The following is a 25511-nucleotide window of genomic DNA, read 5'->3' as shown; positions in this document are numbered from 1 at the left end:
TCAACCATAAATGCTGTTCGTAATAAACTTCTTAATCGCATTGTGGCTGTAGTTAAAAGAGGAACACCATATGTTAAACTTAATTTGGCAGCTTAAAAAAATATTAAATAAATATTTGGAGATATCATAGATATCGGTTCAATGTTTGATTTGGTGGATATTATTATGCAGTCAGTGTCATGCTATTAAGAATTTTATTTAATGTTAAAATTGTCAAGTTGCCCATTACTGCTCGTTGTTATTGTGGGTGGTGTTAGCCATTCGTATGTATTGTAATATTATAATTCTGTCAAATTGCATATTGTAAGTTATTTCGTAGTCGTCAAGTTGAAATATATTTATTAAAAAAAGTCTAAACTTGCAGTTTTTTTTAATTATTTGCAGTTATTTTATTTTTACAGCATTAAAATAATTTTCCCTTTCTTTTTTCCCATACAATTCAGACCGAGAAGTTACATATAAATTTAAACAACTATTCGGAAGAATAATAAATACCATTGTTGTTAAAACATTTTCACTTATTAATCCTATTTTATTATAATAAGTTACTTTTATAGCTTTCTTGTCGGAAATGACAATTGTATCTAATGTTAAATATTTTACATTAGACCGCATTTCATATTCTTTAACAAAGTTACTAAGATCATACATTCTATAATTTGAGTTTACTCCATTTTGATAATCAAAAAGAATTGCACCAAATTGCAAATTATTGCTTGTTGTATCAGCATATTCAAATTGGAATCCAGAAACTTTACAAAGATTAGTTGATGATGATTTAAGAGTAATAGGATCATATGGGAATTGAATTTGAAATTTGTATTTGTCTGTGCTTAAAGTACGTTCGCTTATAAGTATAGGGGAAATAATATCACCCATATAATTAACAGGTACAGAGTGCATTTTAACACTTCCAATATTCGGATATACAGTTTCTAAGATTAATAAGCTGTCTTTTAATGAAATCAATTTGCAATGAATTTTCTCACCTTTTTCTCCATTAATCTCCAAGGAACTATCTTTTCTTGAGAAGTGCCAAGTACCTGTCAATAGATGTGAACCTGATTTATATTTTATTTTGTAGTCTTTAGAAAATATAAGCCTATCTTTTCCATGTTCAATCGATGGTTGATATTTAGAATCAATCGTCTCATTATATTGTAAACGCCATTCATTATATAATTTAGAAATAGAATCGGCATTATTAGCATTTTGACTAAAGGCATTTAAAACAAGAATCAAAAAAATAACTGATAAATTTATTCTTTTCATTTTATAATTATTTGTTGTCCTACAATTTTGTTTTTTCACACATATGATGGTTAACGTTTGAAGCTACGGAACGACGTGCATTTACTTGCAGTTGTGCTTGCCCCTTCGGGGTCAAACCGCTAAAATGTTTGAATTTTGTTATTTGTGTCAAGTTGCCCATAACAGCCTGCTAAATTCTAACATAGTGTTAGCGTTAGTTATTTTTAATTATTTTTCTGCGAATTAATGTGTTATTTGCAAGATGAACAACAATAATATAAATACCTCTATTCAAATTTAACGTTGAAATTCTTTTTTCAGGATTATTATAGCCAGAGATTAATCTTCCATCTACTGAAAATAATTCAACTTTCTCAATCTTTTTATTTGTTTCACAAATTATATAATTCTCGAAAGGAATTGGAAAAATATTAAAGGGCTCAATGGAATTTTCATTTATACCAATATTAATTGTTGTGTCTGTTGAATAATTTGATTGACAAGCAAATTCACTTATTATAATTTTGTCATAATTAGGAACATATATTCTTAACCAACCATAAACAGTATCATTTGTCGATGAAAGCATTTTGAAGCCAACATATTTATCTAATTGCCCAATCCATTGATCAATAAATGTGGCATTATTCATACTAAAATAAATACCAACAGTGTTGCTAGTACTCCACATATTAGTTGCAGAATTAATAGTATCATGATATCTCATTGTATCTGCATAAAAGCTATTATTATTAATGACTATATTAATCTTAGGATTTAAAAACAATTGGCCCCATTTAACAAAATAAAAACCACCTGAGTGAGGAATAGGAACCCACTCCCATTTGGTACCCAATGAAATATCATTTATACTATCTCCATTTAAATCTAAATCAATTATAGTAAAATCGGGATCATCTGAACTAGTGTCAATCAACGAATATTGCGGATTAATAGCTGCATGATAGAATCCAATTCCATTGTCACCAACTTTTACCTGTCCTACCGAAAGAAATAAATTAAAAAAAAAGAATAAACAAATTAAAATGTATTTCATGAATATTTATATTTAAGTTATTTTATTATTTCTAATAATTAACGCTAACTAGTTTATATGTATAACATCATAATAAATAGACAGCTAACGTATGTAGTATATGAATGACAAATCAAATTTTTATTAATTACCATTTTTAATAATTTTAAAAGTCTCAACTATATTATCCGAATTAATTTTAATAAAATAAATTCCATCTGTTAGTTTTGAGATGTTAATATTCTGCTCGTTGTTAGAATTTCCGGTAATTAATATTTTCCCAGTAATATCATATATTTTATAACTGTAAGAGGTTACTAATCCTTTTATATAAATCTTATCTGAGCCTGGGTTAGGAAAAACTGAAATATTATTTTCTTTGTTATTAATTATTTTAATATTTGTTGTACTGCATTCATAAGGTAATGGGTTAACTTCTATTGGTAGTTCTGGGGTTAAGTCGTGTCCTGTAAAACCCGGGAAATCGGGATTATATCTTAATGCTTTAAAAAAAGAATTAGAAATTAAATTTGTTCCCTGATCAGCTGGTCCGTTATTATCTACTGGCCCGATATATTCCCAGATTTTATTTTTATTGTTATCAATTTCAAAAATATCTGCTTGTGGTCCAAGAGTAATTAAAGTGTTTCCATTATTTAATCTTTGTGCACCAGAAACTCTTACAGCATACATTCCTGCTGAAGTATAAGTCCAATCTGTTGTATCCGGTCCAAAAGTATTTGAAGTATCAATAAAATAATTTCCCAAAGAATCTTTTGGTGGTAACATTATATCAACAGAAGAAATATTTCCACCGGGTCTGTTAACACCATTATTAAAAATAATAATTTTATTAGAGTCTAGTAAGAAATCTGTAATCCATTTTGCACAATGTTGATCAAATAGTTTTCTGTCTGCAACAGTGCCACGGTTATATGCTTCGGGATTTCCCCAACGATATAAAAAATCTCCGCCTTTTCCCGAAACACCACCGGTATGACCTGCAGCTTCGGCAGTTGTAGTGCTATGGTCGATAATATAAATTTCGCACATATAACGTGAAGAAATTAAAATCTGGTCGTGCTCGGCATTGTAGTCAATAGAATTGAAATGCTGCCATTCGGTATAATTTAATCCTGTTCCTAAATAATTTAAATTAAGTAATTCGGGATGGTCTTCAATCACTCCGTAGTTTGGTTTTGTAGAACTGTAATTTTGTACAAGGTGATCCCATAAATGCCATTCCCAAACAATATTTCCGCCTGATGGAAAAGTAGGTTGAATTTCAATTATTTTTTCCGACCATAAATCACCGCTGAGTAAAGCAGGGTCTCTTCCGCTATTAGTTGCTGCAGTTGTAGTTTTTCTTTCCCATGCTAATGCAAGAATGTTACCGTTTGGTAATTCGCAAATATCGTGATGCAAACAATACGTAGCTGCATAATACTGATATGACCATATAATACTATCATTCCAGTCAATAATTTCAATTGCACCACCTTTTCCGCCAACAGCATAATATGATCCGGGAACAAGTCCTGTTCTAATTAAATTTCCATTGTACGAAAGATAGGTTGCTAAACCTGTATTATGCGAACCACTCCATTCGTGAACTAATTTTCCGCAATTATCAATAAGGTATGATTGTGTGTAAGCAGTTGGCGAAAAAAGAGTATAACCGTCAGAAGTGCCACCAGAATTTTGAATTAATCCAATAGTAGGTTGGGCAAATAAATTAATTACAGACAAGCAAAAAACTAAAATGAAAAATGAAATGGATTTCATTTTCTTATTTTTTCTTAGCACTAATATCTTTAATCATCTGCTTTGGATCTGATGCAGAAAAAACAGCATTACCGGCAACAAGAATATCAGCACCTGTGTTATAAAGTTTCTCGGCATTATTAATATCAACTCCGCCGTCAATTTCAATAAGGCATTTTGAATTCTTTTTCAGAATAAGTTCTTTAGTATCTGAAATTTTCTGGTATGTTTCAGAAATAAATTTTTGTCCGCCAAAGCCAGGGTTCACTGACATTAGTAAAACCAAATCTGCAATTTCAATTACATTATTAAGCAAACTAACAGGTGAGTGAGGGTTTAATGAAACTCCGGCTTTCATTCCTAAAGCTTTTATTGCTTCTAATGTTCGGTGTAAATGAACTGATGCTTCGTAATGAACAGTAAGAATATCAGCACCTGTTTCTTTAAATTCTTTTAAATAGCGTTCAGGCTGAACAATCATTAAATGAACATCAAGTGGTTTTGTTGCAATTTTCTTTATTTGTTTTATAACCGGAAAACCAAAAGTTATATTCGGTACAAAAACACCATCCATTATATCAAGGTGAATCCAATCGGCATAGCTTTGGTTAAGCATTTTAATTTCATCATTTAAGATTGTAAAATTTGCCGATAACAGGGAAGGAGCAATCATGATTTTTTTTAACAAAATTAGATAAATTAATAATTTAATCAAAAGATTTAATTGTGGCTATTGTAGTCTATTTTGTCATCCAGTCCGCCGCGGCGGAGAAGTGAAACGAAACGAAGGATCTGGTTCAAAATCCAAACTAGTTTTAGCTTCGCTAGAAACTGTTCTTCGCTTTGCTATGAATGACACCATATTTTAAATTTTTCCAAAAAAAAGAGGAAACTCAAATTGAATTTCCTCTTTAATAATGGTTTCCTTGTTGTTAGTTACCTAAATACGATTTCAAAAGTTTTGATTTTGAAGTGTGTTTTAGTCTTCTGATTGCTTTTTCTTTAATTTGTCTTACTCTTTCTCTGGTTAATCCAAACTCTTCGCCAATTTCTTCTAAAGAGTATGCGTGTTTGCCGCTTAAACCAAAGTAAAGTCTAACAATATCGGATTCGCGTGGAGAAAGTGTAGTAAGAATTCTTTCAATTTCCATTCTTAATGACATTGAAATTAAATCACTATCAGGTAATTCTTCGTCATTAGATGAAAGAACGTCATACATATCTCCATCGTCTTCAGAATTTAATGGAGCATCCATTGAAACGTGCCTTCCTGAACTTTTAAGAAATTCTTTTACTTCTTTTTGACCGATGTCCAGATCAGTTGCAATTTCGTCGGCAGTAGGTTCGCGTTCGTATTGTTGCTCTAATTTTGAAAATGATTTGTTAATTTTATTAATTGAGCCAATTTTATTTAATGGTAATCTTACAATACGAGCCTGTTCTGCTAAAGCCTGCAGAATTGACTGCCGAATCCACCATACTGCATAAGAAATAAATTTAAAACCTCTTGTTTCGTCGAACCTTAAAGCTGCTTTAATTAAACCCAAATTTCCCTCATTAATTAAATCAGGTAAGCTTAATCCTTGATTTTGGTATTGCTTTGATACGGAAACTACAAAACGTAAATTAGAATTAACTAATTTTGTTAACGCCTTTTGATCGCCCAGTTTAATTTTTCGCGCAAGCTCAACTTCCTCGTCGGCAGTAATTAATTCAACCTTTCCAATCTCGTGCAAGTATTTATCAAGAGATGGAGTGTCGCGATTAGTTACCTGCCTGGTAATTTTTAGTTGTCTCATTTTTTATTAATTTGATTTCAAACAATAATTACGAACTTAATTTTCAAATGTTACATATACTAATTATAGTTTACTAACATATGAATTTATTAACAATTTTCTTTGCAAAAACCGTGCTGCAATTGTCTGAATGATAACAATATTCTGAAAGTTGTTATTAATAGTTAATTGTCACTCATTTAAAATAATTTTCAAAAATTACTTTATTAAAATTTGTAGTTTCATCATTTATCCTTATACTTGCACACTTAATTCGTTATTATATCTGCCAAAAATTCTGGCAATACCAATCCGGTAAATTAATATCAATGTTTTTTTAAATTATTTGACATGTTTAATGCTATTGAGCTGAGCAAAAAGCTTGTTCCCGAATTGCGCGAACTTGCTAAAGCTTTACAAGTAAACAATTACGAAACTCTTAGAAAAGAAGAACTAATTCGGAAAATTGTTGAATCTGATTTACAAAATGAAAATGCACCTGTTGCCGAAGAATCAGTTTCTGTAACTAAAGAAAATGGTGATAAGCCAAAGAGAAAACGTAAAGTTATTGAACCTGAACTTTTTTCGAGAGCAAAACCTATGAGTGATGAGGTAATTCCTTCTGAACTTATGGTAGAAGATGATTATATCAGTCCTGCAATTATTGCTGAAAATGAAATTGTTGAAAAAGCTGCAGAAATAAAAGTAGATCTATCTGATGAAGAAAAAATAACAGATGAAGAAAAGATATCTGAAGAGGAAAAAACAGTAGAAGTAGAAAAGCCTACTGTTGAAGAAGCTAATGAAACTAAAAGGCTGATTTTAATAAAAAGAAGTCAACTTAGCAATAATGATAATGGAGAGAATAAAGAAACTTCTGACAACGGAGATCAGCAGGAAGGACAAGATGGTAAAACAGAAGGTGAAAACGGTTCACAAAATAACAGACCTCAGTTACGGAATCAGGGAATAAATAAACCATATAATAATAATGTTGAGCGTCGTCAATATGATAAAGTATATGACTTCGACGGTATTGTTTCAACAGTTGGGGTAATTGAAATTATGCCAGATGGTTATGGTTTTTTGAGATCTGCTGATTATAATTATTTAAGCTCACCCGATGATGTTTATGTATCACAATCGCAAATAAAACTATTTGGCTTAAAGACCGGTGATACTATAAAAGGAACACTTCGTCCTCCACGTGAGGGAGAAAAATATTTTCCATTGGTAAAGATCGAGGAAATTAACGGGCGTTCGCCTGAAATGGTTAGAGATAGAATTCCTTTCGATCATTTAACTCCATTGTTTCCTGACGAAAAATTTGACTTAGCTAACGGTCCAAGGTCAACAATATCTACAAGAATTGTAGATATGTTTGCTCCTATAGGAAAAGGACAGCGTGGATTAATAGTTGCTCAACCAAAAACAGGTAAAACAGTTTTATTACAGGAAATTGCAAATGCAATAGCTTCAAACCATCCGGAAGTATTTTTAATTATACTTTTGGTTGATGAAAGACCTGAAGAAGTAACCGATATGGCAAGAAACGTAAAAGCTGAGGTTATTGCTTCTACATTTGATGAGCCTGCAGAAAAACATGTTCGTATTGCAAACATTGTTTTGGAAAAAGCAAAAAGAATGGTAGAATGTGGACATGATGTTGTTATTCTTTTAGATTCTATTACCCGTTTGGCGAGAGCTTATAATACAGTTGCTCCTGCATCAGGAAAAGTTTTAACCGGTGGTGTTGACTCAAATGCTTTACATAAACCAAAACGCTTTTTTGGAGCTGCCAGAAATATTGAAGGTGGAGGTTCGCTTACAATAATTTCAACGGCATTAACAGAAACCGGTTCGAAAATGGATGAAGTTATTTTCGAAGAATTTAAAGGAACCGGAAATATGGAACTTCAGCTTGACAGAAAATTATCTAATAAAAGGATATTCCCTGCAGTTGATATACTTGCTTCAAGTACCCGTCGTGAAGAACTTTTACATGGCAGAGATGTGTTAAATAAAATATGGGTTTTGAGAAATTATCTTGCTGATATGAATCCTGTTGAAGCTATGCAATTCTTTAAGGACAGGCTGGCAAGAACAAAATCAAACGAAGAGTTCTTGATTACAATGAATGAAGAATAATCTGTTTAGTAACAGATTTCGATTTTTTTACCTTATTTAGTTTCAATCTTTTCAAGGTTTTTACAATCTTTGGATTTATTATAAATTACGGTTTTTGTAAAAAAAACAGCAATTTATCATATAATAAATCTATTAAAAGATTTAATTTAGAACTTTAATTTTTATTGAATTAACTTGTTGTAATATAAATATTTAAAATATTTGAAATGACGAAAACAAAAAAAGTTATTACATGTGACGGAAACCATGCGGCTGCGCATGTGGCATACATGTTTAGCGAGTTGGCTTGTATTTATCCTATTACACCATCTTCAAACATGGCTGAAAATGTTGACGAATGGGCAACAGAAGGTAGAAAAAATTTATTCGGTGAAACCGTAAAAGTTGCTGAAATGCAATCTGAGGCTGGTGCTGCTGGTGCAGTTCATGGCGCTTTGCAATCTGGTGCGCTTTGTACAACTTTTACAGCATCACAGGGATTGTTGTTGATGATTCCTAATATGTATAAAATTGCCGGTGAATTATTACCATGTGTATTTCATGTTAGTGCAAGAGCATTAGCTGCTCAGGCATTATCAATTTTTGGTGATCATAGCGACGTTATGGCAACCAGAAATACAGGTTTTGCAATGTTGGCAACAGGCTCTGTTCAGCAAGTAATGGATTTGGCACCTGTAGCACATTTGGCTACATTAAAAACCAGAGTACCATTTCTTCACTTTTTTGATGGATTCAGAACATCACACGAAATTCAGAAAATAGAATATTTAGATAATAGTGATATTGAACCATTATTAGATAGAAAATTAATTTCTGATTTCCGCCACAGAGCATTAAATCCTGAGCACCCTGTAACGCGTGGTACAGCTCAGAATCCTGATATTTATTTCCAATCTCGTGAGGCTGCAAATAAATTTTATGATGCAGTTCCGGATATGGTAGAACAATACATGAATGCAATTTCAAAGGTAGTTGGAAGAGAATATCATCCATTTACTTATCATGGTGCTCCAGATGCTGAAAATATCGTTATTGCTATGGGTTCGATTACCGAAACATTAGCAGAAGCAGTTGATTATTTAGTATCAAAAGGCGAAAAAGTTGGCGTTATTTCAGTTCATTTATATCGTCCATTCTCTGCAAAATATTTCTTTAAAGTACTTCCAAAAACTGTAAAGAGAATTACTGTTCTTGATCGTACTAAAGAACCAGGTGCTAATGGTGATCCGTTGTATCTTGATGTAAAAGATATTTTCTACGAAAAAGAAAACCGTCCTATGATTATTGGTGGTCGTTATGGTTTAAGTTCAAAAGATACCACACCTGCAATGATGATTTCAGTTTTCGATAACTTGAAAATGAAAGAACCAAAAAATCATTTTACAGTAGGTATAGTTGATGATGTAACTTTCCATTCACTTCCAATGGTTCCTGAAATAGATTTAGCTCCAAAAGGAACATTTCAGGGTAAATTTTATGGATTAGGCTCAGATGGTACAGTTGGTGCAAACAAAAACTCTATTAAAATTATTGCTGAGGCTACAGATAAATATGCACAAGCTTATTTTGCTTATGATAGTAAAAAATCCGGTGGTATAACAACTTCGCATTTACGTTTTGGTGATCAGCCAATCCGTTCGCCATATTTAGTAAATACTCCTGATTTTGTAGCTTGCCATGTACCTTCATACCTTGACAAATATGATATGTTAAAAGGTTTGAAAAAAGGTGGTACATTCTTATTAAATAGTATTTGGGACGAAGAAGAAACTAAAAAACGTCTTCCAAATTCTATGAAAAAATATATGGCTGATAATGATATTCAGTTTTATACCATTAATGCTACAGTAATTGCCGAACAAATTGGATTAGGCAACAGAACTAATACTATTTTACAAGCTGCTTTCTTCAGAATTTCAGAAGTAATTCCTTATGATAAAGCTGTTGAAGCAATGAAATATGCTATTAAGAAATCTTATGGCAGCAAAGGTGATAAGATTGTTGAAATGAATTATAAATCTGTAGACAGAGGTGGATGCCCTGTTAAGATTGAAGTTCCTGCAGAATGGAAAAAGCTTGATGGAAAAGATAATGTTGATAATTCACATTTACCTGATTTTATTAAAAATATAGTTTTCCCTGTAAATGCAATGAAAGGTGATGATTTACCTGTAAGTGCATTTTTAGGTCGCGAAGATGGAACTTTCCCAGCCGGAACAACAGAATATGAAAAACGTGGTATTGCAGTAAACGTTCCTGAGTGGATTCCTGAAAATTGTATTCAGTGTAACCAGTGTGCTTATGTTTGCCCTCACGCTTGTATTCGTCCATTCTTAATGACAGAAGCTGAGACTAAAAATATGCCTGCCGGAACACAGATTTTAAAAGCTACAGGTAAAGATTTTGAGCAATATAATTTCAGAATTCAGGTAAGTGTACTTGATTGTACAGGTTGCGGTAATTGTGCAAACATTTGTCCTGGACGTAAAGTTGAAGGAGCAGTTGCATTAATGATGAAACCTTTAGGTACACAAATGGCTGAAGTAGATCGTTGGAATTATTTTGAGCATAAAGTAACATATAAGAAAGTTGATAAATTTAAAACATTTAAGAGTAGTCAGTTTGCACAACCATTATTTGAATTCTCAGGCGCATGTGCAGGTTGTGGCGAAACACCTTATATTAAATTAATAACTCAACTTTATGGCGAAAGAATGATAGTAGCAAATGCTACAGGTTGTTCATCAATTTATGGTGGATCAGCTCCTGCAACACCATACAGAATTAATCGCGAAAGTGGTCATGGAGTAGCATGGGCAAATTCACTATTTGAAGATAACGCAGAATATGGTTTTGGTATGGCTTCAGGTATTGATAAAATACGTGAAAGAATTGCCGATAGAATGACCAGATTAATTGCTGAATCTAAAAATGCTGATTTGAATGCTGCTTGTCAGGAATGGATTAACAATAAAGATAGTGCTGAAGGTTCAGAAGCTGCATCAAATAAAGTATTACCTTTATTAGAGAAAGATAAAAATGCTTTAGCTAAAGAGATTGTTGATTTAAAACAATACATGATTAAAAAATCAGTGTGGATTATTGGTGGTGATGGCTGGGCTTATGATATTGGTTTTGGTGGATTAGATCATGTTATTGCTTCTGGCGAAGATGTTAATATTTTAGTTGTTGATACCGAAGTTTATTCAAATACCGGAGGTCAATCTTCAAAATCTACACCAACAGGAGCAATTGCTAAATTTGCTGCATCAGGAAAGAAAATTCGCAAGAAAGATCTTGGAATGATTGCAATGAGTTATGGTTATGTTTATGTTGCTCAGGTTGCAATGGGAGCAGATAATGGTCAATTCTTCCGTGCTTTAAAAGAAGCTGAAGCATACAAAGGACCATCAATTATTATTGCTTATGCACCATGTATTAATCATGGTATTGTTGCCGGAATGGGTAAAACTCAGATTCAGGAAAAACTTGCTGTTGCAGCAGGTTATTGGAGCATGTTCCGTTACAATCCAATGTTAGAAAAAGAAGGTAAGAATCCATTTAAACTAGATTCAAAAGAGCCTGATTGGTCTAAATTCCAGGATTTCTTAAGTTCTGAAGTTCGTTATAACTCATTAAAACGTTTATTCCCAAAAGAAGCTGCTGAATTATTTAAAGCTGCTGAGGAAAATGCAAAATGGCGTTATGAAAGTTATAAACATCTTGTAGATGCAATTGTAACCGAAAAAACAGTATAATAAATTACATTAAAATAAAGCCACAGATTAACAGATTATTTTCTGTAGTCTGTGGCTAATTTTTTAACTCAAAAACAAAAAATTATGTTTAAAACAAACGAGTATTTTGACGGAAAAGTAAAATCAATTGCTTTTAATCCTAAAGAAGGTCCTGCAACATTAGGTGTTATGGCTCCTGGAGAATATGAATTTGGAACATCTTCGAAAGAGTTTATGACAGTTGTTTCTGGAAAACTTACAGTTAAATTACCAGATAACAGTAATTGGAAAGACTTTAAAAACGGAGAAACTTTTACCATTGAGGCAAATAAAAAATTTCAGTTAAAGGTTGAAGAAGAAACTAGTTATATTTGTTATTATAAATAATAAGTACTAAAAGTGACTAAAGTGTCTAAAGTACTTAAAGTTAATTGAAAATATATTTTTCTAAATGAAATCACACAAGCTTAACAATTTTAGAGTAGAGTATAAAATATGGCTCGATGATGCAACTGGTGAAGGCATTCTTGGAGAAGGAAAAATTGCATTATTAAAACATATAGAGAAAACAAATTCTTTAGTTGCTGCTGCTAGTGAATTAAAAGTTAGCTACAGAAAAGCATGGGGCGATATTAAAAATGCTGAAAGTCTCTTAGGTATTCAGCTTATTGATAGAAAAAGGGGAGGTGACTGTGGAGGAACATCGACATTAACTGATGAAGCAAAAAAAATTGTTGAAGCTTGGGATAAACTTCATCAAAAAGTTGATATTGCTGTAGAAGATATCATTGTGGAGTTTAAGAAGTTTATTAAAAATAAATAATTATTTTCTTTATCACTTGTTTTTGTATTTTCGCCAAAATATAGTTTAACTCGCTAAAAAGAGCTTTACCTTTGCACTAACCAAATTATTCTTATTATGCCCAAAAACGTTGTTCTTATTGGCATTGACGATACTGATAGTAAAACTTCCAAAGGAACAGGATTTCTTACAAGAGAACTAGGTAAGCAAATTGAAATACAAAACCTTGGTAAAGTATTAAATATTACAAGGCATCAACTTTTTTTATCAAAAGAGATTGCTTATACAAACCGAAATAATTCTGCATGCATAGAAGTTTCGGCATGTAATTATGATGGGTTAGTTGAATTTTGTAAAGAATTTGTATTTAGAAATAGTGAGAAAGTAGCACAACCTGCAATTGTTTTTGCAAAACTCGAATTGGTTTCTGATGAGGTAATAGAATTTGCAAAAACTGCTAAAAATAAAATTGTAACTTTAAAGGATGCACTGGCACTTATTAAGAAAAACGATTTTTTAAAAGAAGATTCAGGAAAGAAAAATAATGGTGTTATTGGTGCTATTGCTGCAATTGGTTTAAGAGCTACTGGTAACGACGGTAGAGTAATATGGGCTAAAGGTCATGAAATTATTGGTATGAAAGGTACATTTATGGCTGGTGAAGTATACTGCGAAACTTATGTTGACACTATAAAAACAATTGATGGATATAAAATTCCAACAGATGCTACAATTATTTTTGATAATACATTAATTAAACCAGTTCTTGAAGGTAATAATGTTACTCTAATTGTTGAAGAAGTAAATTCAAGAAAATCAGACAATTTTATTTGTACAAGTTTTAAAGCATCTGTTAATTAAATCTTTTCAATATCTTTTGATTTAATCCAGCCTACACTTCCATCTGCTAATTTTATTTCTGTCCAGTCATCGAGTTCTTCGGTTATTGTGACTTTTGTTCCTTCGTGAATTATAAATAAGTCGGTGCTGTTATCATTTGGCGAACTCTTAGCAGTAGAAACAGCCTGCATAACAATTGCTGCATTATGGTTAACAATAAACGAACGGCTTTTTAAAGCTATAACGGTTGATAATACTGATACTAAAAAGAATAATATACCAAGCCAGAAAAACATTTTTCTCATTGAAACTTTACCAGAAAAAAGGAACGTAATAATTAACAAAAGAGAAATAATAAATAATGATAAACTTATAACTGACCATTGATTGACAGTAAATAAATTTATTACCGATTTTATCCATGTATAAACGAAGAATTCTGGAATAGGATTTACTTTATCTACAATAAAACCTGATGCAAGAGCTAAATTGAAATTTATATCTTCATCTTCAGGGGAGAGAAGTTTTGCCCGTTCAAAGTTTAATATAGCCTGAGGAATATTTTTTAATCTGAAATATGAATTACCTAAATTGTAGTATAATGTTGCCGACTCCATGCCTTCTGAAAGAAGGGTTTCATAAACTTTAACCGATTTCTCAAATTCACCTCTTTTATATGCTGAGGTTGCAGAATCTAATGCAGCAGTAGTAGATAAAGCAAAGCTTCCAAAAGAAACAAAAACGGTAAATATTATTATAAGAATCTTCTTCATATTATCTAAGGTTTTGTTCGAGTTTGCCAATTAGTTCTGTTGCGTTGTTATAAATATCGTTCATTTGTGTATTGTCTGATACAGGGGAATATCTTGCAAACTCACAATTATCAATAATTCCGTTTATTTGAGAAATAGTTTCTGTTGAAATATTTTTCTTTTGAAGTTCTTCGTTTGCTTTATCTTTAGACAGCTCTGCAACAGGAATAATAAGTTTATCGCTTATATAACCCCATAATGCACGTGAAAGTTCTTCGTAGAATAAATCTTTATTATTTTCTTTTAAGTATTTACTGGCAAGTATAAGTCTCTTTTTAGCAACACTATTGGCTTTTCTGTTCTTTGTTGCAGCTATATCTGCATTTTGTTTTATTTGTTTTCTTCTCCAGATAATCAGAAAAATAAATAAACCCATTGCAAATGGATAAGATAAATAAAATGTGGGTTCAGAAATTAAATATTTATTTTTTTCTTTAAGATCGTTTATTACTGGTTTGATATAATGAATATCTGATCCTAAAAATTTAACATCTTCTTTTGTAAACTCAGAAACTATTGCAGATTGTGACGATGCGCTAGTGTCTTTATCTACATTTACTGTGAATTCAGGTGTTTCAAGAGTTTTATAGCTCTGACTGGTTAAGTCGTAGTAACTGAAATTTACTGAAGGTATTTTATATTCACCTGGATGCCTTGGTATTAATAAGTAATTAATTATTTTGGAACCCGATGTGCCGGCAGCAGAAGGAGACACATTATTTGTAGTTTTTGGATCATATTGTTCAAAGTCTGAAGGGAAATTGATTTTAGGAACTTCGGCTAGTTTTAAATTACCGTTTCCAGACAATTTTAAAGAATAAGAAATAGCTTCATTTGTTTTCGGATTTTTATTATCTAATGTTGCTTCTAATTTAAAACTACCTACAGCACCGCTAAAACCAGCAGGTTTATTTCCTGGTAATCCTTTTACATGAACTGTAACAGCAGGACTGACAAGCTTCTTTTTAATATTTTGATAGCTTCCAAAAAAATCATCAAAAAAACTTTGGCGACTTCTATTTACTTTTTGTTGGACAACGCAGGTTAATTCATATGGGTCTATAACAATATCTCCTGCATGCTGAGGTGTTAATAAAGTCTTTTTAAGAACTCCCACCTGATAAACAGTTCCATTATATTTTTCTTGTTTTAAATTTACCTGTGTGGGATTTTCCAGATCATCGCTCCAGAATCCTTTGAATGAAGGAAATTTCATATCTTCAAAACCTACAAGATTTAATCTAGTATATATTGAAATGGTAGCAACAATTTGTTCACCTTGTGTAACATTTGTTTTGTTTAAATTAACTCTAACAAATATGTCATCATTAGAAACAGTACCGGTATTATTTGTCTGATTTTGATTCTGATTTCCCTGTTGATTGTTATTCGGATTTCCTTTTAAAACTTCAATAGTTAATGCATTTGATTTATATGTTTTACCATCTACAATAACTTCAGCAGGTTCAAATGTGTATTTTCCTTCTTTTGTAGCTTGCAATACAAATGTATAAGAATAATTTACGGATTGAGAAACTTGTCCGTTAATTACCTGAATATTACTGCTAGTCGAAGTGCTTGGTCCCATTAATACTGTAAAACCTTCCATTGATGGTGGCTTTAGAGTTGTTGCTTTAGCATTAACAGAAAACATTACCCTAAATTGCTCTCCAACTGTAACAAAACTTTTGGTTGCAGCAGTAAACTGAACTTCCTGTGCATAACTAAAATAAGTTGTTATGAGAATAAACAATATTATTAATAATGTAATATGTGATTTTAATTTAACCATTTTTATAATTGACTTTTAATTCTATGTTTGATGTTATTGGTTTGATGTTAATTGTTCTATGTTCATTGTTTGATGTTTTACTTTAAACTTTTTACTTTATTTAATTTACCAATCTTTCTCAACATTTTTTCTTCCTTGCTGTGCCTGAATTTTCTTTGCTTTTTCCTGAGTGTTTTTTTCTTCGTCCTGCAAAGCCTGCAACATTCTATCAGCATCTTCTTTTGACATTTGTTGATCTTTTGGTTGTTGTTGTTCGTCTTTCTTTTTGTCGTCTTTATTCTGTTCTTGTTGTTTTTGCTGCTGCTGTTGCTCTTTGTTTTGTTGTTCTTTGTTTTGCTGTTGCTGTTGCTGCTGTTGTTGTTCTTGCTTTTTCTTCATTGCCTGAGCATAAGCAAGGTTATATTTTGTAGCTTTATCATTAGGATTATTCCTTAATGCATTTTTATATGCATTAATACTTTCATCGAATTTATTTTGTAATAAATATGAGTTGCCTAGATTATGAAAAGCTTTTGATGAATTTGTTTTATCGCCAGATTTTGAACTAACTTCTGTAAATTGTTTTGTAGCTTCATCAAATTTTTCCTGCTTATATAAAGCATCACCAAGGTTAAAACCTGCTTTAAAAGATTTCGGGTCTTTTTTTAATGCTTTTTGGTATGCAACCTCAGATTCTCTGAATTTTTTATTGTTATAAAACTTATTACCTTCTCTAATTTGTTTTTTATCAGTTTGTGCTAAAGAGTTAATTGTAAACAGGGTGAATGCAATTAATATGTATAATGTTATTCTCATAATGCTACTTTATTAAATAAATTAATGTTTTTTAATCTTTTGCTTTTTCTTTCAATCAGCATAAAATCAGCTAATAATAAAAGAATTGCAAATGCAATAAAGTATTGATATTGATGCTCGTAATCTGAAAATATTTGTGATTCTATTTCTTTTTTATTCATTTTATCAATCTTGTCAAAAATTTCATTTAATACTGTAAGGGAGTTTGTTGCTCTAACATAAACACCGCCACCAGCTGAAGCAATTTGTCCAAGTAGTGCATCATTTGTTTTTGTAATAATTATTGCACCTTGTTTATCTGTCTTAAAATCTTGTTTGCCGAACTTTCCAGTAATAGGAATTGGTGCACCCTGTGGTTGGCCCATTCCAATAGTATGAATTATTATTCCTTTTTTTGCTGCTTCAGCAGCTAATTCATTAACACCTTCTTCATGATTTTCTCCATCAGAAATAATAACGAGCACTTTATTTTTTTCGCCTTCAATTGAGCTAAACGATTTCATTCCTGTTTCTATAGCTTTGCCAATGTCTGTGCCTTGTATCGGAACAGATTGAGTTGATATGCCTTCAAGAAACATTTTTGCTGAAACATAATCGGCAGTTAAGGGTAATTGTGTAAATGCATCGCCGGCAAAAACAATTAATCCGATTTTATCATTACTTAATTTATCTACTAATTTTTCAATTGCCATTTTAGATGCTTCCAGTCTGCTTGGATAAACATCTTCGGCTAACATACTGTTAGAAACATCAAGAGCAATAACAAGCTCAACACCTTTGCGTTTAACATTATCCAATTTGCTGCCAACCATAGGATCGCTTAACCCAAAAACAATGGATACATAAGCGACCATTAAAAGAATAAATTTTAAATTTCTTCGCCATCCAGCAACATCAGGCATTAGAAATTTAATAAGCGAGTTTTGTCCGAATTTATTCAGAGCTTTTTTGCGTAAAAATATATTTAGCACAAATAACCCTGCAAACAGCGCAACTGCAAGCAATCCATACAAAACTTCAGGGTGACCGAACTTAAACATATTATGGTATTTTTTTCAATAATGTTAATTTAAAAATCAATTCAAAGAAGAATAAAAGTGAAGCAATTAATAAAAATGGAAAAAATTCTTCTTTATGTTTTCTATATTCTTTTATAGCAATTTTTGTTTTTTCAAGCTTATCAATTTCTTTATAAATTTCGCGTAATTTCTCATTATTTGTAGCACGAAAATATTTACCATCTGTCATTTTAGCAATTTGTTTTAGCACTGGTTCATCAATTTCAACATTCATCATTTGAATTTGAGTGCCAAAAGGTGTTTGAAATGGATAAGGAGCTTGACCTAAAGTTCCAACACCAATAGTGTAAATTCGTATTCCATATGTTTTAGCAATTTCGGCAGCAGTAACAGGTGCTATCGAACCTGCATTATTTACTCCATCTGTAAGCAGAATAATAGTTTTACTTTTGGCATTACTGTTTTTAATTCTGTTAACAGCAGTTGCAATTCCTTCACCTATTGCAGTGCCATCATCAATTAAACCGAATTTTATTCCTTTAAATAAATTTATAAGAACAGCATGGTCGGTTGTTAGAGGGCATTGAGTAAAACTTTTTCCACTAAATACAACAAGTCCCATTCTATCATTTGGACGACTATTGATAAATTCTGCAGCGATGCTTTTACTTGCTTCTAATCTGTCTGGTTTAAAATCCTGAGCTAACATACTACCAGAAATATCTAATGATATTATAATATCTATACCTTCGGTAGAAACATTTTGCCAACTATTTGTAGATTGTGGGCGAGCAAGTGCAAGAATTAAAAATGAAAAACATAAAATTCTGAATCCAAATAAAACATGTTTTAAAATGTTTCTGAAAGAAACTCTTTTCTCACCAAAGCCTTGTAGTGTTGATAACTGTATAGTTGGAACAGATTTTTTCTGTTTAAATATATACCATACTATTACTGGAATAATTAGTACAAGTAATAATAAATATCCCGGATTTGCAAAAACGTAGTTAGGCATTTGTACCTCCTTTCGTTTCTTCTATTGGTTTCTCAGGACTTATTACTTCCTGTATTTTTTCAATAAGTTTTGTTTCATTTACAAACTGATATGCATGTCTAATACTTAAATCATTTTCATCAGGCAATGGCTGAGCTTTTGCGAATTTTACAAAATCTGCAAGTGTAAGAAGCTGGCGCAATCCAGAATGGTTCTCACCTGAAAGATATTTTTCGTGTTCTAAAGCTTCGATAATTTCATAACTTGTCATTTCCATTGCAGGGATAAAAAATCTTGCTTCAATATATTTTCTGATTATATCGGTAAGTTCGGTATGGTATTTTTTAATTAAATTATTTTGCCATAATTTTTTCTCTTTTAATTTATCTAACTCTCTTAAAGCAATTACATGAGGTAGTTCAGCTGGTTTTTGAGGTATTTTAATTAATGGTTCTTTTTTCCTGAATTTGCGGTAAGCGTAATATGCCAGTAAAATGACAATTAGTCCGGCTAATCCCCAAATAATGTAACCTAAAATTTCCATTATGCTAAAAGGCTCGTCAATTGGAGCTTTTATGTCATAAATAGTTTTTCTTGTAGTGTCAACCTGCAAGGTGTTAACATAAAAGAAAACAGAGTCGGTGAAGAGAGTGTCAACTATAGTATCTCGTAAAAATTCAAATGGTATAGGAGGTATGGCATGTTTTCCACTATCAAATGAAGTTATTAAATAGGATTGATCCAGTTTAATTAAATCTCCGTTTTTACTAATTGTATCGGTTTTAAATCTTTCAATAATTTCAACTCCTCCAGCTAAACTATCCGGTAATACAGGAAAGTTGAGGTTAGCACTTTTAGGTTTTGTAACCAATAGATGAAGTTTTATCTGATCACCAATTAAGAATTTATTAGAATCGAGTTTTGCCTCAATTGTCATCATTTGTGAGAAAACAATTGCAGGAAAAATTATAAACAATGTTCCAAATAAAAGAATCCTTCTCATTTTATCAACTTCTATTTATTAATCCTTCTTTTAAACAGATTCATTAATGGTTTAACGTAATCCTGATCGGTTTTTAATTTTAAGGAATCAATTCCATATTTTAAAAAGATTTCGTTAAGTGCTTTATCTTTTTGAATCCACCAGCTTTTATAATTGTTACGAACAGTACTGCTAGATGTATCAACCCAGCGAATTTCATTGGTTTCGGCATCTTTAAAACAAGCTAAACCAATTGATGGCATATTGGTTTCTCTTTCATCAAAAACACGAAGTGCGATTAAATCATGTTTTCGGCTTGAGATTTTTACTGCTTCTTCGAAACCATTATCAATAAAGTCAGAGATGATAAAGGCAGTGCTACGTTTTTTTGTAACATTAGTAAAAAATCTGATGGCCTCACCAATATTAGTTCCTTGATTTTGTGCTTTAAAGTTTAACAGTTCGCTGATAATTCTAAGTATATGTTTTTTCCCTTTTTGAGGTGGAATAAATTTTTCGACTTTATCCGAGAAAAAAATAATTCCAATTTTATCATTGTTATAAATTGCAGAGAAGGAAAGTACAGCACATAGTTCAGCCATAAGATTCTTTTTTAACTGACCTTGTGTTCCAAAATCTTTTGATCCGCTAACATCAACCAAAAGCATTACGGTTAACTCTCTTTCTTCTTCATATATTTTTACATAAGGGTGATTGAATCTTGCAGTAACATTCCAGTCAATATTTCTTATATCATCGCCAAACTGATACTCTCTGACTTCACTAAAAGTCATCCCTTTTCCTTTAAATGCGCTATGATATTCGCCTGCAAACACCTGATTAGACAACATTTTTGTCTTAATCTCAATCTTCCTCACTTTTTTCAACAAATCAGTAGCTTCCACTTTTCAAAAAATTAATCAGAGATAATAACGTTAAAAATATATTCTTCTTTTTCTATTTTAATTTTATAGTTTTTTCCGTTTTTGGTTTCAATCCATTGCAAATTCCCGGCTGGTTTAAATTTGGTATTAAATTCTTTAATTCTTGTATCAATAACATCCATGTCTTCTATCATTTTTGAATATTGACATTTGTTATCTTTGCCAAAATAAAAGATTAGAGTTCTGTCAGTTTTTGAATCAACATATTTAAGAGTGTTGATATTAGTACTGATTCCAAATGAATTTGCTGCAAATTTTGTGAAATTTTTATTCATTTGTTTTTGCACTTCATCCTTAGATAATCCAACCATATTTTGAGCACTTAAAGTAAGATTTAAAAAGAATGTGATGAATAGTAGAATAGTAATGTTTAGGTTATTTTTCATAATATTATATTAAGGTACTTCAACAGTATTAAGAATTTCATTAATAATATCTGTTGTTGTTATGTTTTCTGCTTCTGCTTCGTAAGTCAGTCCTATACGATGGCGTAGTACATCATGACAAACTGCACGAATATCTTCAGGAATTACATAACCACGACGCTTGATAAATGCAAATGCTTTTGCTGCAGATGCTAAATATATACTTGCACGTGGTGATGCTCCATAATTTATCATTGATTTGAATTTCTCTAAATTATAATCCTGAGGAAAGCGGGTAGCAAAAACAATATCCAGAATATATCGCTCAATTTTCTCGTCCATGTAAACATCTTTAACTACATCACGAGCTTTTATTATGTCTTTTGTTTTTAATACTGCATTAGCAATCGGGAAAAGTTTTGAAAGATTCTGGCGAACAATTAATTGTTCTTCTTCTTTTTTTGGATATGTAATAATTACCTTTAACATAAAACGGTCGAGTTGTGCTTCTGGTAAAGGATAGGTTCCTTCCTGTTCAATAGGGTTTTGTGTTGCAAGAACCATAAAAGGATCGTCAAGTTTATATGATTGTTCGCCAATTGTTACCTGACGCTCTTGCATTGCCTCTAACAAAGCACTCTGAACTTTTGCAGGAGAACGGTTAATTTCATCTGCAAGAATAAAGTTACTGAATATAGGTCCTTTTTTTACAATAAATGTTTCCTGTTTCTGACTATAAATCATAGTTCCAATAAGATCGGCAGGTAAAAGGTCAGGAGTAAACTGAATACGACTGAATTTTGCATCAATGGTATTTGCAAGTGTGTTTATTGCAAGTGTTTTTGCTAATCCCGGAACTCCTTCAAGTAAAACATGACCATTAGACAATAAACATATCATAAGGCTTTCAATTAAATGCTTTTGCCCTACAATCACTTTACTCATTTCCATGTTAATTAAATCAACGAAAGCACTCTCTTGTTGTATTCTTTCGTTAAGTTCCTTAATGTCAACTGTTACACTCATAATTATTTAATTTTTTCTTGTCTTGTTTTTCTGTTAAAAATTATTCACCAAAATTATGTCAGCATTTAATTAATAAAGTTATAATTTTGTTAAAATTAGTTAATGTATTATAGCTTGATAAACAGATACTTCATAGAATTGTCCTTTGTGGGCACAAGATATTCCGGCTGGCAGATTCAGCGAAACGGCATTTCTGTTCAGCAAACCATTAACGAAAAGTTAAGTTTAAAGCTGGGTGAAAACATCGAAGTTACAGGTGCAGGAAGAACTGATGCAGGAGTTCATTCTGAATTTTTTGTTGCTCATTTTGATACTTCTGCTTTAATTACAGAAGAGTTTGTATCAGAAATGAATAGCTTTTTACCATTTGATATAGTATTTCATAAAATAAGAAAAGTAAAATCAGATGCAAATGCCCGGTTTGCTGCTATTAATAGAACTTATCAATACAGAATTACTACGAAGAAAAATCCATTTTTAAATGATTTTTCATTTTATTATTTTTCAAAGCTCAATATTGAAGAAATGAATAAAGCTGCAAAAATATTAATTGGCGTATCTGATTTTACAAGTTTTAGCAAATTGCACACTAATACAAAAACCAATAATTGTAAGTTAACAAAGGCCGAATGGACAAATCATGGTGATATTTTAATTTTTACAATTTCTGCCGATCGTTTTTTAAGAAACATGGTAAGAGCAATTGCCGGTACTTTATTAGATGTAGGTAAAGGAAAAATTTCTATTGAGGAACTATACGAAATTATTGAGAGTAAGGATAGATGTAAAGCATCAATGTCTTTACCTGCAAAAGGGTTATTTCTGACCGACATCATTTATCCAAGTGATATTTATTTATAATAAATGTTAAGCCGGATTTTCTTACAATTAATTATTCTATTTTCGCATAACATATTTTAATATTAAATGAAGAAAAATATTTTATTTGTTCTATTTATTGCAATTTTATTTATTGCATTTCCCGAAATAAGCATTAGCCAGAATATTACAATAAAAGTTAAAGATAATCAAAAATCTCCTTTGTTTGGTGCTACAATTCAACTTAAAGCAGTATCAGATTCTACCAAAAAATTTCTTGGAACAACAAATGATAATGGTATAAGTGAATTTAAAAATATTAGTGATGGTTTATATATTGTTAAAATATCATATATAGGTTTTCAGAATATCGAAAAAACAATTTCAGTTAAGGCTGTTAGCAGGTCTTTTGATTATATCTTAAAAGAAAATGCAGTATCACTTGGAGAAGTAACAATATCTTCAGGAAAACCATTAATAAGGCAAGAGGAAGATAAAATGATTATCGATCCGAAGCCAATGATAGGAATAAGTACTAATACACTGGAAGTTTTAGAAAGTACTCCGGGTTTATTTGTAGATAACGAAGCTGGAATTTATTTAACAAGTGCAACTCCTGCTGTGATCTTTGTTAATGGAAGGGAACAAAAATTAAGCAGTCAGGATATTATGAGTCTGCTTAGAAATCTTCCTCCGGGAAGTATAGAGAAAATTGAAGTGATAAGAACTCCTTCAACAAAATATGATGCGGCAACTTCCGGAGGAATAATTAACATTATTCTAAAGAAAGGAATGAAAATTGGTCGCTTTGGTAATTTTAATCTTGGTATGAATCAGGGCAAATACGGTAATCGGTTTGCCGGTTTTAGCCTTAATAACAGTGGCAATAATACCACTTATTATTTTAATGCAAATTTTAACCGAAACGATTTACAGGAAGATCTTAATTCTGTTAGATATTTGAAACCTGATACCTCTTTAAATCAGGCTGCAGTTAGCAGACAACAAAGTAATCTGGGTTATTTAGGTTTTGGTATTGGGTATGATGTTAGCAAAAATACTAATTTAAGCTATGATGGTCGTATTAGCTACACTGAAAAGAATACCGATTCTCGTACCAATACTTATATAGAAGATTATAGTTATCTGCATTTATCGGAAAGTGAAGACCTCATAACAAATAACTTTAAACTTATTAATTTGAGTCAGGATTTTGGAATTAATACTAAATTAGATACTTTAGGTTCAGACCTGGATACTAAATTTAGTTATAATTTATCAACAAATAATTCCATGCAGGAATATAGTTCAAATTATAGTTTGCCATTTCTATATAATGTTATGGGTAACGGTGAAAATACGCAGAAAAGACATTTTTTTCTTTTTCAGTCAGATTTAACTTATCAATTACCTCATAAATTAAAGATTGAAACAGGAATAAAAAGTTCATGGCAGAGCTTTAATAGTAAAGCAGGTTATTTTAGTGATTCAGTTGGTTTTAGCATTCCTGATACAATTCGTACAAATGCCTTTAATTACAATGAAGGAATAAATGCTGTTTATTTTCAAGCATCAAAAACAATTTTTGCAGATATTATGATTAAAGCCGGTTGCAGACTGGAGCATACTTTTATGAAAGGCAACCAGACTATTCCTTCAAAAACCAATTTTATTATAAGCAGAGCAGATTTCTTTCCGTATGTATATATCAGCAGAAGACTTTTCAGAATGTTTGGAATTGAATTAAAATCATATCTTATTTACCGTAGAACCATAACACGTCCGGATTATCAGAATTTAAATCCTTATAAAAAATATATTGATCCTTTTTTGTATGAAACTGGAAACCCTAATTTAAAACCGCAGTTTACCGATAATATTGAGTTTAATGTTAGCTTTGAAGATATGCCAGTATTTGCTGTTGGACAAAATTATACGAAAGATATTTTTTCAAATGTAGTTTACAGTGATGAAAATAATAGTAGTATAGCAGTAATGACATATGATAATCTTGGAACAAGCAAAGAAACATATTTCAGGGCTATGGCAGGAATACCTCCGGGTGGAAAGTATTTTTTTGCATTAGGTGCACAGTATAATCTTAACGATTACAATGGTTATTACGAAGGAAAACCATTTGCATATGAACGTGGTAGTTGGCGTTTATTTACCTTTCATTCACTAAACCTTTTAAGGCAAACAAAATTAACGTTAAGTGGTTTTATGATGGTAAAAGGTCAACAGGGATTTTATGAGTTGAATAATTTTGGCGCACTAAATGTTGGAATTACTCAGACTCTTTTAAACAAAAACCTAACCATAACAGTAAATGTTAGAGACGTTTTAAGGACAATGGTTACAGAGTTTAAGTTAAATCAAGGAGCTATTCAGACCTCAGGTGACAGATATTCCGATAATCGCAGAATTGGAATTAATATTCGTTATAATTTTGGTTTAGGAAAAAAAGGTCCAAGAAAAAGTATCAATACTTTTGAGGATGAGGGAGCGCTTTAGATATTAAATCTTGATGATTATTTTGTCGTTTATTTGCGATTACCTTCGGTGATTGGCAAAGGGGGAAATTAGCACAAAATAAAATGCAATGAC

At 31.4% G+C, this 25511-nt stretch carries 21 protein-coding genes; 7 read left to right on the top strand and 14 right to left on the bottom strand.

The features are described from left to right. Positions 1-384: 384 nt before the first annotated feature. The 5 genes from HY951_02820 to HY951_02800 form a co-directional block, all read right to left on the bottom strand. A complete protein-coding gene (locus HY951_02820; protein MBI5538963.1) occupies positions 385-1272 on the bottom strand; it encodes a hypothetical protein in 888 nt (295 codons plus the stop codon). A gap of 193 nt (positions 1273-1465) precedes the next feature. Then, positions 1466-2308 (bottom strand): T9SS type A sorting domain-containing protein, encoded by an 843-nt coding sequence (locus tag HY951_02815; protein MBI5538962.1) that lies wholly within the window; start codon positions 2306-2308, stop codon positions 1466-1468. Between the two features lie 123 nt (positions 2309-2431). Further along, entirely contained in the window at positions 2432-4072 is a 1641-nt protein-coding gene (locus HY951_02810; protein MBI5538961.1) for an aryl-sulfate sulfotransferase, read from the bottom strand. A gap of 4 nt (positions 4073-4076) precedes the next feature. Next, positions 4077-4724, bottom strand: a complete 648-nt coding sequence (locus HY951_02805; GenBank protein ID MBI5538960.1) for a ribulose-phosphate 3-epimerase — start codon at positions 4722-4724, stop codon at positions 4077-4079. Between the two features lie 259 nt (positions 4725-4983). After that, positions 4984-5850, bottom strand: coding sequence for an RNA polymerase sigma factor RpoD/SigA (locus HY951_02800; protein MBI5538959.1), 867 nt, complete (start codon positions 5848-5850; stop codon positions 4984-4986). A gap of 330 nt (positions 5851-6180) precedes the next feature. On the opposite strand from HY951_02800, the gene rho reads away from it, so the two are divergent. The 5 genes from rho (at position 6181) to HY951_02775 (ending at position 13377) form a co-directional block, all read left to right on the top strand. Further along, positions 6181-7977 (top strand): transcription termination factor Rho, encoded by a 1797-nt coding sequence (gene rho, locus HY951_02795; GenBank protein MBI5538958.1) that lies wholly within the window; start codon positions 6181-6183, stop codon positions 7975-7977. Between the two features lie 206 nt (positions 7978-8183). Then, a complete protein-coding gene (gene nifJ / locus HY951_02790) occupies positions 8184-11735 on the top strand; it encodes a pyruvate:ferredoxin (flavodoxin) oxidoreductase (protein ID MBI5538957.1) in 3552 nt (1183 codons plus the stop codon). Between the two features lie 84 nt (positions 11736-11819). Next, complete coding sequence (locus HY951_02785; GenBank protein MBI5538956.1) at positions 11820-12101, top strand: pyrimidine/purine nucleoside phosphorylase; 282 nt, start codon at positions 11820-11822, stop codon at positions 12099-12101. Positions 12102-12165: 64 nt separating this feature from the next. Next, positions 12166-12537: a LysR family transcriptional regulator gene (locus tag HY951_02780; GenBank protein MBI5538955.1), complete on the top strand. Its 372-nt coding sequence runs from the start codon at positions 12166-12168 to the stop codon at positions 12535-12537. 96 nt (positions 12538-12633) lie between these two features. Further along, the gene (locus HY951_02775) at positions 12634-13377 is read left to right on the top strand and encodes a hypothetical protein (GenBank protein ID MBI5538954.1); all 744 of its coding nucleotides are present in this window, start codon (positions 12634-12636) and stop codon (positions 13375-13377) included. On the opposite strand, the gene HY951_02770 is transcribed toward HY951_02775, so the two are convergent. The 9 genes from HY951_02770 to HY951_02730 all read right to left on the bottom strand — a co-directional run bounded on the left by HY951_02770 (position 13374) and on the right by HY951_02730 (position 22085). Continuing rightward, positions 13374-14129, bottom strand: coding sequence for a tetratricopeptide repeat protein (locus HY951_02770; GenBank protein MBI5538953.1), 756 nt, complete (start codon positions 14127-14129; stop codon positions 13374-13376). The two genes, HY951_02775 and HY951_02770, sit on opposite strands and share 4 nt — an antisense overlap. A 1-nt stretch (position 14130) precedes the next feature. Then, positions 14131-15960, bottom strand: a complete 1830-nt coding sequence (locus HY951_02765; protein ID MBI5538952.1) for a protein BatD — start codon at positions 15958-15960, stop codon at positions 14131-14133. Between the two features lie 105 nt (positions 15961-16065). Further along, positions 16066-16755, bottom strand: a complete 690-nt coding sequence (locus tag HY951_02760) for a tetratricopeptide repeat protein (protein MBI5538951.1) — start codon at positions 16753-16755, stop codon at positions 16066-16068. After that, positions 16752-17795 (bottom strand): VWA domain-containing protein, encoded by a 1044-nt coding sequence (locus HY951_02755; GenBank protein ID MBI5538950.1) that lies wholly within the window; start codon positions 17793-17795, stop codon positions 16752-16754. Before HY951_02755 ends, HY951_02760 begins: the two co-directional genes overlap by 4 nt. Before the next feature lies 1 nt (position 17796). Beyond that, entirely contained in the window at positions 17797-18789 is a 993-nt protein-coding gene (locus tag HY951_02750) for a VWA domain-containing protein (GenBank protein MBI5538949.1), read from the bottom strand. Further along, positions 18782-19771 (bottom strand): hypothetical protein, encoded by a 990-nt coding sequence (locus HY951_02745; protein ID MBI5538948.1) that lies wholly within the window; start codon positions 19769-19771, stop codon positions 18782-18784. Before HY951_02745 ends, HY951_02750 begins: the two co-directional genes overlap by 8 nt. Positions 19772-19782: 11 nt before the next feature. Then, positions 19783-20655, bottom strand: a complete 873-nt coding sequence (locus tag HY951_02740; GenBank protein ID MBI5538947.1) for a DUF58 domain-containing protein — start codon at positions 20653-20655, stop codon at positions 19783-19785. 11 nt (positions 20656-20666) lie between these two features. Further along, complete coding sequence (locus HY951_02735; GenBank protein ID MBI5538946.1) at positions 20667-21080, bottom strand: hypothetical protein; 414 nt, start codon at positions 21078-21080, stop codon at positions 20667-20669. A gap of 9 nt (positions 21081-21089) precedes the next feature. Continuing rightward, entirely contained in the window at positions 21090-22085 is a 996-nt protein-coding gene (locus HY951_02730) for an AAA family ATPase (GenBank protein MBI5538945.1), read from the bottom strand. Between the two features lie 102 nt (positions 22086-22187). On the opposite strand from HY951_02730, the gene truA reads away from it, so the two are divergent. Both truA and HY951_02720 read left to right on the top strand, forming a co-directional pair. Beyond that, entirely contained in the window at positions 22188-22946 is a 759-nt protein-coding gene (gene truA, locus HY951_02725; protein ID MBI5538944.1) for a tRNA pseudouridine(38-40) synthase TruA, read from the top strand. 66 nt (positions 22947-23012) lie between these two features. After that, positions 23013-25418, top strand: a complete 2406-nt coding sequence (locus tag HY951_02720) for an outer membrane beta-barrel protein (GenBank protein ID MBI5538943.1) — start codon at positions 23013-23015, stop codon at positions 25416-25418. The last annotated feature ends 93 nt before the right edge of the window (positions 25419-25511 follow it).

Source organism: Bacteroidia bacterium (assembly GCA_016218155.1).
In the GTDB taxonomy this organism is placed as follows: Bacteria; Bacteroidota; Bacteroidia; order Bacteroidales; family GWA2-32-17; genus GWA2-32-17.
The sequence above is the reverse complement of the archived record's forward strand: the minus strand, read 5'-3'. Positions and strand labels throughout refer to the sequence as shown.